The sequence below is a fragment of the Acidobacteriota bacterium genome, from assembly GCA_016196035.1.
In the GTDB taxonomy this organism is placed as follows: Bacteria; Acidobacteriota; Blastocatellia; order RBC074; family RBC074; genus JACPYM01.
In genome coordinates this window covers 84,717-101,685 of sequence record JACPYM010000086.1, presented here as the reverse complement: position 1 = coordinate 101,685, position 16,969 = coordinate 84,717, and the positions used below count along the sequence as shown (strand labels likewise).

At 58.5% G+C, this 16,969-nt stretch carries 6 protein-coding genes; 2 read left to right on the top strand and 4 right to left on the bottom strand.

The window, feature by feature from the left end; genetic code table 11:
* Position 1: 1 nt before the first annotated feature.
* The 4 genes from HY011_25015 to HY011_25000 all read right to left on the bottom strand — a co-directional run bounded on the left by HY011_25015 (position 2) and on the right by HY011_25000 (position 6,472).
* Positions 2 to 577 (bottom strand): acyltransferase, encoded by a 576-nt coding sequence (locus tag HY011_25015; protein MBI3426204.1) that lies wholly within the window; start codon positions 575 to 577, stop codon positions 2 to 4.
* Positions 574 to 1,815, bottom strand: coding sequence for a methyltransferase domain-containing protein (locus HY011_25010; GenBank protein ID MBI3426203.1), 1,242 nt, complete (start codon positions 1,813 to 1,815; stop codon positions 574 to 576). Before HY011_25010 ends, HY011_25015 begins: the two co-directional genes overlap by 4 nt.
* Before the next feature lie 169 nt (positions 1,816 to 1,984).
* Positions 1,985 to 3,856: an ABC transporter ATP-binding protein gene (locus HY011_25005; GenBank protein MBI3426202.1), complete on the bottom strand. Its 1,872-nt coding sequence runs from the start codon at positions 3,854 to 3,856 to the stop codon at positions 1,985 to 1,987.
* 27 nt (positions 3,857 to 3,883) lie between these two features.
* Positions 3,884 to 6,472 carry a glycosyltransferase gene (locus HY011_25000; GenBank protein ID MBI3426201.1) on the bottom strand — a complete coding sequence of 863 codons (2,589 nt, stop codon included), beginning with the start codon at positions 6,470 to 6,472 and terminating at the stop codon, positions 3,884 to 3,886.
* Positions 6,473 to 7,353: 881 nt separating this feature from the next.
* Here HY011_25000 and HY011_24995 point away from each other — a divergent pair.
* On the top strand, positions 7,354 to 12,744 hold the full coding sequence (locus HY011_24995; GenBank protein MBI3426200.1) for a hypothetical protein: 5,391 nt from the start codon (positions 7,354 to 7,356) through the stop codon (positions 12,742 to 12,744).
* A 23-nt stretch (positions 12,745 to 12,767) separates the two neighbouring features.
* Positions 12,768 to 16,922 carry a hypothetical protein gene (locus HY011_24990; protein ID MBI3426199.1) on the top strand — a complete coding sequence of 1,385 codons (4,155 nt, stop codon included), beginning with the start codon at positions 12,768 to 12,770 and terminating at the stop codon, positions 16,920 to 16,922.
* Positions 16,923 to 16,969: the final 47 nt, after the last annotated feature.

Below are 16,969 nucleotides of genomic sequence, written 5' to 3'. Positions count from 1 at the left end.
CTTAAACCGTACCGACAATTTGCGCCGGATTGCCCAGCACGCGCGCGCGGGGCGGCACATCGCGCGTGACCAACGCGCCCGCTTCGATAAACGCGCCCGCGCCGATGTGCACACCTTTCAAGATCGTCGCGTTCGGCCCGATCCACACATCATCCTCGATGACGACAGCGGCGCGGGCAATTTCCGGGCGCGGACGGCCTTTGCCCAAGGGCGAACAGGCCAGCGCGTCGGCGATGCGTTCAGCCGGGGCGAGCGGATGAAAGTCCGTATCGGCAATCGTCGTGTTCCAACCGATCACGACATAATTGCCGAAGCGCAATTCCAGTTCGCTCAACAACACCGCGTTGGTGAAATAACAAAAGTCGCCAATGACCACACGGGCTTCCTTGCCCAGCGCGAATTGCACGCCATCCAGTGTGCATTCACGACCTACGACCAGCGCCGCCGCCTGCGCACTGAAAAAGCGCTTGAAGGCGTTGTCATTCGTGATGACGCTGTTCACGCCAGCGACCACGTTGGCGGGCAACGGCCCGTGCAACCAATGGCCCGGTGTTTCGATCTGCGCTGGCTCGTTCATAGGTAATGCTCCGGCACGTTGAGCAACACGTAACACTCAGCCAATGCCTGCAAATCATCATCCCACGCGCCCGCCGCTGCGCGCGCCAGCACGTTCGCGGGCACTGCGAGTTCAGCGGGCAAATAGCGTTTGCAATCTTTGTATTCGTCCTCGTAACTCGGCGACGGGAAGCGCGTCAGACTTAGCTTGGCTTGTTCGCCTTGCGCTTCGACTTCATACAGCGGATTTAAGCGCCAGACGCCGCTCGTGCATTGCGCGCCAGGATACGGATAACTGCGCCAGAAACCATCGAGCAGCGTCGCGACCATGAAAAGCGCCTGTTCGCCCGCCAGTTCGTCGTCGCTGAATTGCGGCGTCAAATCAAGCGGCGCGCGTGTAATCAGCGCCTCAAGTGCGGCGCTTTCCTTAAACGCCCGCGCGCCCATTTCGGCAAACAGATTGCGCCACCAGCGCGGCGCAAGCGGCAGGCCCATCGAATGATTTTCCTGCAAGGCGTTGTGCACGTGATTGACGACGATCACGCCGTCCGCGCCAACCAGGCGCATCATTTCGCTGGCGAACATGCGCTTCGACCAAATGTAGTGAAAGGCGTCGGAACAGAGCGCCAGCGAAAAACTGCCGCGCTGAAACGGCAACGGCGCTTCGGCGTCTACGCAAACTGGAACGCATTGCGGCGCGACGATGCGGCGCGCGAGCCAAAGCTTCCAATAATTCGTCTCGGCCAGCCAGACTTCCTGGCCTGCCGCGAGTTCGCCGAGCACGCGCACCAGATGCCCGGAACCGCCGCCCAAATCAATCACGCGCCGCGCAAAACAACGCCGGTCGCTCGCCACCGCGCGCAGCAACGATTGCCCGACGAGAAACGTGGGATTGGCAAAGCGGTGGACGAAGTACGGCCCCTCGACGCCGGGGCAAAACAATTCGAGCAGTTCGCTGTATGTACCGTCGGGCTTGGTCAACCAGCGTTCAAAGCCCGCCTGGCGCTCGTCATCCAAACCGAGCATCGAATACAACACCTGCTCCGGCGCATCGGCCAGCAATTGCGGAAAGCTGCCGTCGCCGCCATAGCCCGCCAGCAGCACCGGGATGCCGTCCACGATGGGATACGTCGTGCACTGACAACGCAACAGACCAGTGCTGATTTCATCGCCCGTTTGGCGCAAGGTCGGCCCGGCGTCGAGCGTGAAGGCGCTGCCGCAGTAGGGGCATTGCAAAATTTCGAGAGCTTGTTGGTGCATTCAGGGTTTCATCAGATGTACAGCAGGCTGCCAGCCTGCTGTACGCTGCGCCAATGACGCATCAAAGACACACCAGGCTGCCGGCCTGCTGTGTACTATGCCAATGATAGCGTTGGAATGGTTGTATGCGCATTCAATGCGGCAGCAATGAAAACGACTGCTTCTTCATTCAATGCGGCAGCAGGCTGGCAGCCTGCTGTACATCATCGCCCAATTCCCACGCCTCTTCCGTTTCCGTCTCAGGCAGCGCATTGCCCATCGCCAGCCGCGCACAAAGTTCCTGATACAACGGGACGGTTTGTAATAACTCTTCGTGGCGGCCTTCGCCGATGATGGTGCCGCCATCCAGCACCAGAATCTTGTCAGCATCGCGCACGGTCGAAAGCCGGTGCGCAATCACCAGCGTCGTGCGTTCGGCCATCAGTTCGCGCAACGAATCGAAGACGCTCGCTTCGGCGCGCGCGTCGAGCGAAGAGGTCGGTTCATCCAGAATCAGCAGCGGCGCGTTTTTCAAAAAGGCCCGCGCAATCGAGATGCGTTGGCGTTCGCCGCCTGAAAGATAAATGCCTTCGTCGCCACCAAGCTGCGTCTCAAAGCCGTTGTCCTTGCACATGATGAAATCGTAAGCGTAAGCGGCGCGGGCGGCGGCGATGACCTCTTCGTCGGTGGCGTCGAGGCGGCCATAGCGAATGTTGTCCGCAATCGTGCCGGTGAAAAGCACCGGCTCCTGCAAGACCAGGCTCACCTGTTCACGCAACGAACGCAGTTGGTAATCGCGCACGTCGCGGCCATCCACCAGCACTTGGCCGCTCGTCACGTCATAAAAACGCGGAATCAAACTCACCAGACTTGTCTTGCCTGCGCCGGTCAAGCCGATCAGCGCGATCATCTGGCCCGGTTCTGTAGTGAACGAAACGCCGTTGAGCACGGATGCGCCGTGGTCGTATTGAAAATGCACGTCGCGCAATTCGAGCGCGCCGCGCAGGTGCCCGGCAGGAACCGCGTCAGGCCGGTCGTGCAATTCGGGTTCGGTTTGCAAGGTGCGCAGCACGCGGTTGGCGCTCGCCACTGAAGCCTGCACATTGCCGAAGGTGTGGCTCAGCGTCACGAGCGGGCCGAAGACGGAACTCAAATAAGTGAGCGCCACCAGCAAATCGCCGATGGTCATACGCTGGCGATAGACGTTATAGCTGCCGACAAACAGAATTAGCGCCGTGCCGCCCGTCGTCACGACGTTGATCATTGCGCCATACAGCGATTCTTGCAGCGTCAGCTTGATGCGTGCGTCGAGCGTTTGCGTACCTTGATCTTTGAAGCGCTGTTGTTCGTGCGGTTCGCGGCCAAAGGCTTTGACGACGCGAATGGACGTGAAAACTTCGTGGAAGAGGTTGAGCACGCCCGCTTCCATCATTTTGACTTGTTCGGAGCGGTCTACGATGCGACTGGAAAAGTAGTTATTGACCCAGAGCAGGAACGGCACGACGACCAGCGAGAGCAGCGCGACTTGCCAGTTGATGCGCAAGAGCACGACGAACATGGCCGCCAGCGTGACCGACGAACTTACGAGCGGCAGCACACCGCCCAGGGTCAAGCTCTCGACGCAATAGGAATCATTCTCGATGTGATAGATGGTTTCGCCCGGCCCGCGTTTGAGGTGATAACGCAGTGACAGGCTTTGCAGGTGGCCGAACAGTTGTTGCCGCAAATCGAAAATCAGCCGCTGCCCGATGCTCTGCTGCATCTGCGTGTGCGCAACCGAAATAAATTCGCTGGCATAATGAAAGAGTAGATATGCGCCGCAACCCAGCATCAGCAAGGTAACGCGATTGGTGCCCGCCCAACTGGTCAGCGCTGCTAGCCAGCCTGGCATGGATTCCTTGCCCAGCGCGTGGTCAATGATGAATTTCATCGGCCACGGCAACAACAGACCCGAAGCGATCTCGATGACCGTGATGAAAATGAAGAGGGCCAGGCGCGTGCGATATGGTCGCAAATAACCGAGCGCCCAGCGGTACACGCCTTTTGGATGTTCGCGTTTCATGGTGACAGGCTGTTTGGCAAACAGCGGCTAGTTCTCCTCTAACACCGGCGCGGCTTCTTCACGCACAGGGCTGGTCTTTTGTTTAGCCAGTGCAAAGAGCTTGTGCTCATCGGCCACGGTTTCGAGCAGCGTCACCAACTGGCCGCCGTACTTGCTGACCTGGATCAACACGGCGGCAAATGCCAACACACCTGCCAAACCGCTCAGCAACCAAACCGGTTCGTCTAAAGAGAGCGCACACAAGGCACCCAACAAAGCGGCGCTCAGCGTCAGCGCCACAAAGCGCCAGCGGCGCGGCAAACTGATTTGCGCGCGGAACAGGCGTTTCATGCCGCCGTGATCTTCGGCGGTGACTTTCAGCTTGAGCGAATAGTTGCGGCAGGCGCGCAGGTGCAAGTCATACTCTTGTTGCCAGCCGTCACAGGTGCGCACGGGCGCCAGCGCTTCTTCGCCGAGACGGCGTGTGGAATGCAAAAACGCATCCAGCATCGTGTAATGCGTGTCCCAGTAACGTGTTTCGAGTTGGCCGAAGAACAGCCGCAGCGTCGCCAGCGGCCCTAACAAGTTGGCGTCTTCGAGCAAGCGCCGACCGGCGGGCGTCAAACCGCTTTCACCGAGATAGCCTTTGATGCGTCCGCGCACGCGCGCCCAGAGTTGCACGTAATGCAGCATTGCTATTAACAGCCGGTGCTGAGCAATCATCAGCCGATGCCGCCAGCGCGCCGCGCCCGTTTGTGCCGTGCGCACATTATCCAGCTTGGTTTCCCAAGCGTGGACAAAGCAGCGCCAGAGCGTCGCGCCGAACATCAACCCGGCAAGCAATAAACACCACGGCGTAAACAACGCGCCGAACAACGCCAGCAACGTGCCCGCTTGCCATTCGACCATCTGCGGCAGGCAAGACCAGCCGTTCACGCCGCCCTGATAAATCGAGGGGAAGGCTTCGGCGCCCCACTGTCCGTGATAGATCACCGACTTGAACAGCGAACGATAGGCGGGCAAGTGGCTGTAAATCCGCCCCTGCCAGCGCGTCTGTCCGCGTTCGTTGAATTTCTCTTGATGGCGCTGTTCGAGGAAGCTTTCGCCTTCGCCATAACCGACTTGCTGTTTCCAGTACGCTTTCACCGAATCGCGGTGATGATGCCAGACCAGCGCGGACGGGCTGAACGCGAGATGCCAGCCTTGCGCTTGCAAGCGCCAGCAAATATCTACGTCATCGCCGGCTTTGGTGTAGGTCGGATCGAAGCCATCAATCGCTTCGAGGGCGGCGCGCCGAAAGGCCATGTTGCAACCCGGAATATGTTCGGCCACGGTGTCGTTGAACAACACGTGCGTCGGGCCGCCGGGGCTGCGCGCCACGCATTGCGCAATCCAGCCGTCATCTTCGGGCACGACGTTCGGGCCGCCCACGCCGACGGCATCGGTCGTCAGGAAGGGCTGCACCAGATAGGAAAGCCAATCGGGATCAACGCGCGTGTCGGCGTCGGTGTAGGCGATGATTTCGCCCGTCGCCGCGCGCCAGCCTAGATTGCGGGCCGCGCTCAGGCCGCCGTTCGGAACGTTGATGAGTTTGAACGGATAGCGTTCGGCAATCGCCCGCGTTGCGTCCTTGGAACCGTCGTTGACGACGACGACTTCGTAGTTGGGATAGTTGAGCCGGGTCAGCGAATCCAGATTGTCTTCGATGGTGCTGGCCGCGTTGTAGGCGCAAATGACCACCGAAACTTTCGGCCACGCCGGTTGCGCTTCAGGCGCAAACGGAATCTGTTGCAAGCGCGCTTTGACAACGTGATACGCCGGTTTCAACTGGCGCTCGGCATCTACCAATCCGAAGGCCCAATCGGTGATTTGATTGCCGCCGCGCCACCAATCATCCGTCCAGGCAAAGACGCACGCGCCCGCCGCGCCGCCTTGATAGGCGTCGCGCAATTGCCAGTCGAGAAATTCGGATTGCTCGGTGTGGCTGTGGCGCAAACTGTCCATGCCCAGTTCGGTCAGTACTAGCGGGCGGTTGCCCGCCAGATTTTGCAACTTCGCCAGATAAGCATTGAAGGCTGCCGACTCGTGCAAGAACACGTTGAAGCAAACGAAGTCGAGAAATTCGAGATCGAGATAATCGGTCGGCGGGAAGTTGACGTAAGTGACCAGCTTCGTCGGCGCGACAGCTTTGACATCGTTGTAAAGCTGTTTGAGAAAGGCTTCGATTTTGCGCGCGCCGTGCCAGCGCACAATTTGCGGCGGAATTTCGTTGCCGATGGCAAAAGCCAGCACCGCCGGGTGCGCCGCATAGCGTTGTACTTCGCTGCGCATCTGCGCACGGATTTGCGCCACCAGTTTGGGATCATCCAAAAAGCAAACGTGCTGCATCCAGGCCAGCCCAACGATCACGCGTAAGCCCTGCCGCGCCGCTTCATCAAGCAAATACAGCGGTGGGGCGGTGTAAATGCGCACCGTATTGATGCCCGCCGCGCGCATCAGGGCGAAATCTTGGGCGACACGTTCGGGCGCGGGATAGTCGCTCTCTGCGCCAGGCGCAAACGTCCCGTAGGTCGCGCCCTTGAGCCAAAATTTTTCGGCGCCTTCAAAAAAGAATTTTGCTGCTGCTCTGATTTCCAAACGTGCTGACCTTTCCAAGGCCATCCTCCCTTGATGCGGCACTCTATAATTCGGCAGCGTTTCCGCCGCCAGATTGCCGTTCTACCAGACCGCCTGACTCATCTCAAAAATTCTTGTTTTAGTTGATGTAGTAGAAAATTTTGCGCGGTGTAACTGCCTAAACACGAGGGTATGTGTTGGTCTTACTCACCGTCATCAGATTGCGCCCTTTACAATATCAATTGGCGTTCCACGAATGGCAGCCGGAAAGACAAAGAACAAGTGGCGCATTTTTCATTGATTTTGCTGCACTTATGTCGCCGGCCGGGGGGGCGGTGTGGAATGTTTGGGCTAGGGCTGGCGCTTGGCAAAGCGGTGTGGCGGAAATGCTGCTAAAGCTGTGGCGGAAATGGCGGTTTCACCGCTAGATTGGACGATGCGGCTTGCCATACCGCCGGGCAGGCTAGGCGCGCAGAACAAGCCATTCAAATTGACAAAGCACGCACACCAACCTATCTTCCGCACTGTCGTTGCCAGAAACTAGCAGAAAACAGTTTTGATCAGGTTGATCTGAATTCAACCGTTGAAGGCTGACAAAACGTTAGAAACCAAAAGCTGCCTGACTTTTTGCGTTCCTCACCTTACTCTCACATTGATCATTTCCTAAGCTCGTCCGTTGATTGAATCACCACTGCATCTATGGATACGGACTGCTGATTATCCGGTTTGTGATTCGGAAGCTCTGGCATTCGCGAGCTAAATTGCCCTGTATGCGTTGAGGCTTCCCTCCCCCCATCTGAACAGTTAGCCGAACCATTGTTCTTGTTTTGCCGACAGGATTCTTTCGGGCTTCGTGCCCTTCCTTGAATTCCAACTGAGCATTTCCAGTTAGGAGCTTGTTTATGAGCACACAACCGTTGAACGCAACCCTGGCGGGGCTGTTGAGCCATTTCGTGACGGACACCGCGCAAAGGAAGCGGGACTACGAGAGCCTGCAACAATTGCTCGGGCGCGCCTTGCTGCCGACTGAACCCGCGCAATTCAAGAGCAGCCAGTTTTCCTTTGAAGGCGCGGACTTGTTTGCCGAAGCGCAGTTGGCCGCTGAAGATCGCGCGGCGTTACAAACCCTGGCGCCAGCCCAGCGCACGGCTGCGGCTGAATATAAAGTCTTCGCGCGCGAGACGGCGGCGCGCAGCACACAGTTGCCGGATTCGGTTCCGTTGTGGGCGGCGGGGGCGGCGGTTGAACGCACGCTCGGCCCGTTTCTGCGTGCGGACGGACGCCAATTCTGGTTCGATTTCTTCCGCATCGAAAAATTGGTGGCGCTCTATCTGCAAGGGCGGCCTGAGCCGGCACTGCTCTTCAAGGTCAGCACCGGGCTGCGGTTCATTGACGCCCATCTGCCGCTGACCATTGATCCGGCCACGACATACCGCCTCACCTCTGGCAGCGTTTGGATCAACGCGCAGCTTTTTACCGTTGGGGCACCGGCGGGCCAATTCACGGGGCTGACGATTCAAGGCGGCACGGTGACGCTGAGCGCCGCGCCGCAACTGCTCAATGGCAAATTGACCATCGCGCCCAATGTGACCGCCAAGGTCAATTTGGAATTGCGCCAGCCGCCTGTTACGGATGCCGATGCGGCAAGCCCCTATGGCCTTGATGCGCGCTCTGCCACCGTGCATTTGCCCAACCAACTGGCGCTGCAATTCTCTGGCACGAACAGCGCGCTCACCACGGCGGGCCGGGCCTCCTGGCAAGTCTATGGGCACGAGGCAGACTTTCGGTGGGAGCAGCAACAGTCCGTCGTTTATGACAATGTGTTGCATCGCATCTTGATTCCTTACGCCTGCTCGACACCGGAATTCAGCGTCAACGCTTGCCAATCGCCCTTTTATACACTCAGCGGCAGCGCCCGGATTGACCGGAGCGCCTGGGCCTTGTCCACCGCTGCGTTGGACATTCTCAACCCGACTGCTGCCGCCGGCATTGGCGCGCTGGTCGTTCATTGCAAGCCGGGTTTGACCGCTGCTTGGACGGGCTTGCAAGGCGGCGAGCTGGCGTTGCAGCAGCCTTATCTGATGGCCGAACCGGGGCGCATTGCGATCACCGATCTGCTGGCGGCCAATCGGTTTTGCACACAACAATTCAATCTTTGGAAAGATGCGCAGAACCCGTATGGGACGAGCATACAGATGCTTTACCCGGCGGCCACGCCGTTCTTCTACAACACGTTTGCCAATGGCAACGAAGTGTTGGCGGTGCTGGGTCACGCCGATGTGCAAATTGATCGTCCGGTCACGGCGGCGGGCGAAGCGCTGGCGATTCGCGCCAGGAATTCGCTGTTGCTGTTGGCGGCGAATAAGGTTGGGCAATGGGTTTCGCTTTACGACGACAACATCCTCTTCGACAACCTGGCGCTTAACCTGGCGGTGCTGAGCGCACCCAAACCGATTGCACTCGCCTTGCGCAATGCCCTGTTCAAAGTCACGCCCGTCAATGGCTGTGTGCTCTTTGGCGAGTTGGCGGATGACTTTGTCAAAGTGCGGCGCGGGTTTCTGTTTCTGACCTTTGGCATGTATGCCTATTTGCCGTCATTGCCCGATCCTTATGCGGCGAATCTGGGCGCGTTGCGGGCGCAGTTTCGCGGCCAGGGCAGTGTCTTGCGTGATGCTGCTTTGGCGCCTGGACAGAGCATCTGGCAATGGCTGGTCAGTCAAATCAAGTGGGAACCTGCGAGCGAAGAAATAGATCAGGTCGCCGTCTCGTTCCATTTTGCTCCGCTGCAAAATCAGTTTCAGCCGCCCGCGCCGCCGGTGGATGCCAGCGCCACCGAGGCCGCCTTGGCGCAGGCGACTCCTGATGTCTTGCATTCGTTTTTTGCTTTCTCGGCAGGCGCTTCCGCCGGGCCAGTGGCGACAGACGGGCCTGCTAATAGCAACAACCCGTTCTTCAAAGCGAGCAGCGTGGTGCAGCGCCCGCTTGATTATGACGCCATTTGGGAAGGCGATACACAGCGCTTTCAGCAAGACACTTTCGCGTTGTTGGATGTGAGCACTAACGCGGATTTGCTCGGCGTCAGCTTCGGGTTGTTTGGGGATCGGCGGCTGGCCTTGCTGCAAACCTTTGCGGTCGCACCGGCCAACAATCCGGGCGGAACGGAATTCCCCTTACAAGTGCAAGGCATGGATGTCATCAGCCGAGGCCTCAACGTCCGTGCCTTCACGACGCCGCAAATCTCGTGGGAACCGGTCGTGAATCTGTCCGAGAAGCGGCTGGATTTAGACCCGCCCGCTGGCGCGAACTATTACGAAAACGATGGCGGGCCGACGCGGCTGGCCAGTCTCAGCGTGCAATTCGTGCCGCTCGCGCCGCTGCCGCTGACCAAGTTCATCCTCGATCAATACAACAAACAAAACATTCCCGCTTGGTCGCTCTTTACGCTGCCCTTCGGTTTGCGCGCTTGGTCGTTGCTGGCCAAACAAACACCGGCGGCGAAAAGCCCCAAACTGCAACTCAACGCGCCGAAATTTGCGGGCGGGCTGACGGGCGGCGCGCAAATCACGATGGGCGCGGGTCAGGTGGATGAGCCGGGCGAAAGCAACCGCTTCACGCTGGGGTACACGGTGCAAACCTGTAACGTGCTGGACCTCAATGGACAGAAAACGGTGCTGACGCAAGACGGCACAATGGTCGGGTTCAGCACGCTGGGCCAGAGCGTCACCGAAATTTTCAACAACGAATTCCTGCTTGATCCGCAAAAGCAAAACAAGTTCCGGGGCGTGCCGCTGACGCGCATTGATCTGGCCGGTTACGGTGCCAGCATCTTCAGTCACTGGCTCAACCCGAACGCCGTGGTCGCCAAAACCAGCCAAGCCAAATTTGATGTCTGGCGCGGACGCACCGCGCACGAAGTCATTCAGGTGCGCAGCCTGCTCTATCCCTGGGGCATTCGCGTCGTGCGCACGATCACGCTCTTTCGCGCGACGACCGGTTATGTTTATCGCATTGACAGCGGCTGGCGGGCCGAGAGCGATGGCAATTTCGATTTCGCCTACAAGGTCTATGTCAAAAACAAAACCACGAAGGTCGTGACGGTCGAAGATCGTCCCTCGAAATTTGAAATCCATCCCGGCGTCATCAAGCGGCTGCTCAACGTGCAAGAGATCAAAGAGACCGACACGATTCAGCCCTTCGCGACCTATTGGAAAAAGACGGATGCGGACACTTACGTTGACGTCAACGGCTACGAAATCAACGTCAGCGACATCACCGACGCGAAAGAAAAACAGAACGTCACCAACCCTGCCGCGCCCAACGTGATGCTGCAGCCGGTTTATTTCAACGCCGACGTGCTGGTCGAAAACGCCGTGCAGGGCGCGCGCGGACAGAGCGAAGAGATCGTCAGCGGCCAGGCGTATAAATTCGGCAGAGTGCCCGCCAAAGGCATTCTCGGGTTTGTACAGATCGCGCCGAGCGGCGAACCCATTCCCGCCGCAGCGCTGCAACAACTCATCAATTACCAACTCGGCACGATTGGCGGCCCCTTCGATTGCATCGTCAACGTCGGTGAAAGCGGCCAGCGCATGCGGCTGAACCGTTTCGATGTGAGCAATGCCACGGCGGCCAACAATGTTGACCCGGTCTTTGTCGCCGCCGGACGCGGCAGCGTGCTTTTGCCGAAAGACGGTTCGTGGGCGCTGGTCAAGCATCAGCAAGGCACAGGCGAAGTCACGCCAGTGCCTGAAAATCTGAGCGTGCCGCTGATCCGCATCGGCAAACTGATCAAGCTGGGCGATCAGGTCGTGCCGAGCCAGAACCCCGCCAATGAGTTGCTGCGCATCGCCAACCCGACCGAGATTTTGCGCGCGGCCCAATCCGACACGCTCAATTACGGTTTTCTGCAAAGCACCGATACGCAAAAGGCGCTGCTGCTAACGCCGTCGTTCAGGCAAGGCGTAAGCAAGGTGCTCAGCAAAACGCCGCCGCTCTTTGCCGACGCTTTTCGCATCGTGAATTCCAAAGGCATCTTTCCCAACATCGGCGATGCCGTCGGCAATTTCGGCGACGCCATTTCGCTGGTCAACAAAGGCACCGAGTTCGTCAAGAACGCGGCGCTCGATGGCGGCAAGCAGGTCTTTGAGTTGATGCGGATTGATCAAATCGCCGCCGGGGTGCAAGAAGAAGGCTACAAGCTGCTCAAGCAAGTGGCTGAATTCGATTTGCCAAGCACCGAGTGGAAGCTGATCGAATTGGGCGGCGCGTTCAAGATTTATATCGAATACAAAGCCGACAAAATTCAAACGCCAGGGGGCGGGACGAAGAACGCCGTGGGCGGTTTGAACTTCGATGTGGATTCGTTTGCGAACGATGTGGCCGAGCGCTGGAAGAGTCGCATGGGCAACGTCGGCTTGGTCGTTGATCTAGGCCCCATCAAACGGTTGATGACGATCAAGGGCAACTGGGACGCGAAAAATGGCGCCGAGGCACAATACGGCGGCAGCGACACCGATCCCGATTTCCCCTCGCCGCAAATCGAATTCGCGCCCGAACTGCAACCCGTCATCGAAATCCTGCAAATCCTCCAAGACCTGCAAGGCGAAAATTACAAAGGGGCGTTCCAGCGCGGCCTCAAGCTGGCGATGAGCAACAAGGCGGGCACCTGGGAATACAAGTTCGAAGCCGCCAAAGAGATTCCCGTCATACGCTTCCCCATGCCGGATTTTCTCTACAACGATCCGAATGCGCCGCTCAAACTCGAAGCCGGTTTGAAACTCGGCGCTTATTTCAACGCCGCGCTCAAAGTCCCGACGGATGCCAACCAACTGCTGCCCACGGCAGGCGGCTATCTGGGCTTTTATGGCCGCCTGTCGGTGATGTGTGTCTCACTCTCGATTGCGACCGTTTACGCCGTCGGACAGGCCAATCTGGACATCGGCGCTGACACCAAGACCGGGCCATTCTTGCGGATGAAGTTCGGCTTCGGCGCGCAACTCGTGGTGGGCTTGCCGGTCGTGGGCAACGTCAGTGTGCTCTATATGGTCGGCGTCGAAATTTATGCGGACTCGACCAAGCTAAACGTCTCGGCGTTTCTGCTCTTCCAGGGACACGCCGAATTGCTGGCCGGTCTCGTCAGCGTGACGATCACCATCGAGGCCAAAGGCACGGTCTCGCGCGCCAATGACCGCACGGACTTGGCGGCGCAGGTTACCTTCGGACTCGACATCAGCATCTTCCTCGTGATTGACATCAGCTTCAGCACGTCGTGGCAGGAGCAGAGACAGATCGCCTAACTACTCCGAATCAGGATTTGTTTATGGAACTCAATCGCAGATTCACGCTACTTCCCTTCCCGCAATTTTTTGATGGCGCGACCTTGACGCTGCATATCGTGGTGTTGCCGCGCAACCAGAATCCGTTGGTGGAGCCCACGCAAACCACACCGCCCATTGCCCCCGCGCCACCGTTTGCGGAAGCCCAGCTTACATTCACTGCCAAACTTGTGAGCGGTTTGCAGAGCTTTCCGCACAGCCTGCTTTTCAATCAAAGCCGCCCATTGCTAACCGTCGCGCCTGCCAACGCGCAAGACCTGTTTATGGCGCTGGGAAAAAACTTCGACATCAGCAATGTGGCCGACAAAGCCGAGGTGGCGGTGCCCGAAGAGCGTTCGGTGAAAAAGTATCTGCCGTTGAGCTATCGCCAGGCGTTCAATTTCACGACGCCGCGCACGCGCAATGCCGTGACCGACGACAGCTATCATTGCGCCGTGCGTGGTGCGCAGAAAGTGCCGGGCTTTCAACGCAGCCCGGACGCCATCAGTTGGGGCAAGGTCTTTGCCTTTGCGTTGCGCCAGCCGCTGCTCGCCAAACAGTTGGGGATGATTTACGAGACACAACTGGAAATCGAAGTCGCTGATTTCCCGCACGGGGGCTGGCTCTTTGTTGATCTGGCTGATGACAGTGCTTACAAGCCGCAACAACAGGCTGAGCCGGATTACGTCAAACGTTACGCCGCGCGCATTCCGCCGCTCAAACCCAACCAGCCGCGCGCGGTGTTTGCGCCGCTGCTTTTCCCGGTGCTGCATAAGGCCGCTGCGGCTGATCCTGACCCCGCGCCGGATGGCAATTACGACCAGCTTTTTATTGAGGCCGCTTCTTACGACGACGGTTTTGCCCGCATCGTGCACGCGCGCCAACCACACAGCCGCAACTTGCTGGCCGAAGAGAGCGACGGCGCGCATCCCGTCAAAGACGCAGGCGTGCGCTTGGGCTGGGACGACGAACAGATTCTGATCTGGTACATGCGGCAATTGATGATTGATTCGACGGTCAGCGCCGCGCCTGACAAACGGCTGGACGCGCCGCTGGGCGTGTTTGGCTACGCCGTGGATGTGCGCGAGATTGCCAGCCCTGAAAACCCCTGGGAATCACTCAATCAGGTCGCAAGCCGGAACGCACTTTCGATCCCGGCGGACAAGAACCAGCCCGACCAAGTCATTCCCATCGGTGATTTCGATGGCGAATTGCCCTATCAGGTTTATCCCGTGCAACTCGACGGCAACCAGAACAACAATTATTGGCTGCCGATGTATTTCGCCAATTGGAACGGCCACAGCCTGGTGCTGCCCGACAGCGAAGCCGCGCAGATTTATCAGACTACGCATCCCGACCTGCGGCCCGACCCGGAAGACAAGATCAACGACACTGGCACAGGCGTAACCGGTCCCGCGCAAAATCAACTCAATAAACTTTACGAAGCAGGCGCGCTCAATACGACGCTGCGTTATGGCAGGCAGTACGAATTCCGCGTGCGGTTGCGCGACCTGAGCGGCGGCGGCGCGCCGTTGCTGCCGGAAGTCAAACCAATCAACGAGACGCCCTCCAATCGTGGCCGCTGCCGGTTCAAACGCTATGTTGCGCCCAATCGGCCCCGCGTGGCGGATTTGCCGGTCAATACGGATGAGATCACGACGCTCAAGCAACTCCGCTTGCAACGGCCTTTGTTGGGATATCCGGCGGTGGTTTACACCGATAAATACGCGGATGCCGTGGGCCGACTGACGGCGGCGTCAAAGGCGATGCAAGGCAAAGAGGCCTTCGGCATTGCCGACCCGGATGTGGATCGCGTTGAAATTACGGTCGAGGTGCAAACGCTCAAATTGGATAACCTGCTCAGCGTGTCGGGCAAAGACAACTACGTGCATCTTTACACCACGACGCGGGCCTTCTCCACGGTGAACAACGAGGACGATTACGAGACGCCGCTGGCAATCCCGCTGGTGTACCGCGATTGCAAAGTGTTGCGCACGGGAGCGGATACCAATCTGGTGGATGATTTGCAGCTTCCCGCCGACATTGATGATTTGCCGGAAATCGTGTTGCCCAGGGCGCGCACGATCCGGCTCACGGTGCGCGCGCTGGGCGAAGAGAAGGCCGAGAACAAGGATTACTATGGCTTGCTCAATGATAAGAATCACGACATGGATGTGCGCTTCGGTCAAAGCATCGAGCTGATGTCTTACCAGCCCTCCGCCGACGAGACCGAGTTGTTTGTCGAAGACACGCCCGCGCAAATGTTGCAAGGCATCTTTCTGCAACCTGAACCACCGCGTTCTTTTGATGGCAAGCTGACGACTTTTTTGCTGGGCAAAGAAAGCGGTAAACCGCCGGAACTGATTCAACGGCTGGCGAAACAACTGAATGTCGAGAACACGGGTTTGACGCTCACCGGTGTCAAAGGCGAACGCTTGCAGTTTGGTTGCTCTGGCCGCATTCGGCACACGCTGGCACCCGACAATTCTTCGCTGACGATTTCATCGAAAGGCGACCTGACGGGCCACTGGCTCTGCTGCCTGACGTTGCAACTCAAGCGCGACTGGATGTGGGATGCACTCGAAACCCGCAGCTTTGTCATCAAACGCACCGTGCGATTTACCGATGACAAAACCGCCGAGGCCGAGGTTGGCGAGATCGGCGCAATCGAATTGCGGCACACCGCGCCCTTTGAAGCGCTCGCCAATGCCCAACGCGACCACACGCGGCTGATCTTTATTGACGCGGTAGAACCCAAGAATCACCGCACGCGCCCCGCGCCCAACCAAACTGAGTTGCGCTTTCCCGACACGATTGAAGTGAGTTACAGCATTGAGCCGCGTTTCAAAACCGGCCACGGTGCACAAGCCGATCCGGCGTTGGACTTGGACATCACCTTGCCCATTACCACGCCACCGGCTCAAGTGCCACAGATTGCTGCCGCCGGCATTGCGCTTTCGCCGTATCAGCGCAACGAAAAGTATTCGGCCACCGAGCCGCGCCAGCGCTATCTGTGGATCGAGTTTGCCGAACCGGTCAAAGATCGGCAGGACGCCTACTTTGCGCGCGTCTTGGCGTATGCGCCCGATCAACTCATCAGCAACAATCACCCGGAACTTTTTGAAGCGCCCGAAGAACCCGCGCTGCCGATTGATCCCGAATTCATACGCGTGATTGCGCCCGGCGCCTCAAACGATTTGGCGGGGCTGAACGCCATGCAATTGATGCAAAAGGCGACCGACAGCGACCGGCATTATCTGTTGCCGCTGCCGCCGGGCTTGCACGCCGACGCGGCTGAGTTATTCGGTTTCTTCACATACGAAATCAGGGTGGGCCATCATTTCGATCCCGTCGGACGGGAAATGGTTTGGAGCACGGCGCAAGGACGTTTTGGCCGCCCCTTGCGCGCGACGGGCATCCAGCATCCGGCTCCGACGCTGACGTGTTCGGTCAACCGCGACGAAGAGAAGCTGTATGTCACCGCCCCCTTCGCCGCCGCCGTCTTCAACGGCAAGGATGTCACCGCCGCCCCGCCGCGCACACAGTTGTGGTGCCTGCTTTATGCGCAGGTGCGCCAGGCCGACAATTTGGATAACCGCAACATTCTGCTGGATGACAAGCCGCTCGACTGGCGCGTGCAGATCGAACAGGAAAAACAGGTCAACTGGTTCACCCGATACGACGCCCAGCAAATCAAGACGCTCAAACATATCACCATCAACAACTGGAAAGACGAACTCAGTTATGGCCGGTTCCAACACGTCTTCAAGCTGGCTGAGACGCAAGCCGCCAATCGCGACGCGACGAAATATGGCACGGTGGTTTGGAGCAATCAGGAAGTCGCGCAGTTACTCGCGCTCTACGGCTTGCCCGATCACGCCGCGCTGAGCGTGCTGGTCGTGGAAACGCTACCCACCATCACCAAAATTTCCGAACACTTTTCCGGGTTGGAGAAGCAGGCGGTGGCAAACCAATTGCGGAACAACCTCAAACTGGATTTACCTGAACAAGGCTTCCTCAAAGAGCAAGCAGCCCGCGCGAGTAACGATCGGGCATTTCAAGCAAGCCCCAGCCCTGTGAGTGAGGCCTTGGGTCACCAACGCATCTTGCGCACGTCGCCATTAACCGAAGTGCCGTTTGTCTGCTGTACTGACTGCTAAAACACCGTTCGCGCCGGGCAAGTTCTCGCGCGAACTGCGGCGGAAAT

Coding starts and splice junctions, on each gene's coding strand:
- HY011_25015 (MBI3426204.1), bottom strand. CDS start 577: ATGAACGAGCCAGCGCAGATCGAAACACCGGGCCATTGGTTGCACGGG.
- HY011_25010 (MBI3426203.1), bottom strand. CDS start 1,815: ATGCACCAACAAGCTCTCGAAATTTTGCAATGCCCCTACTGCGGCAGC.
- HY011_25005 (MBI3426202.1), bottom strand. CDS start 3,856: ATGAAACGCGAACATCCAAAAGGCGTGTACCGCTGGGCGCTCGGTTAT.
- HY011_24995 (MBI3426200.1), top strand. CDS start 7,354: ATGAGCACACAACCGTTGAACGCAACCCTGGCGGGGCTGTTGAGCCAT.
- HY011_24990 (MBI3426199.1), top strand. CDS start 12,768: ATGGAACTCAATCGCAGATTCACGCTACTTCCCTTCCCGCAATTTTTT.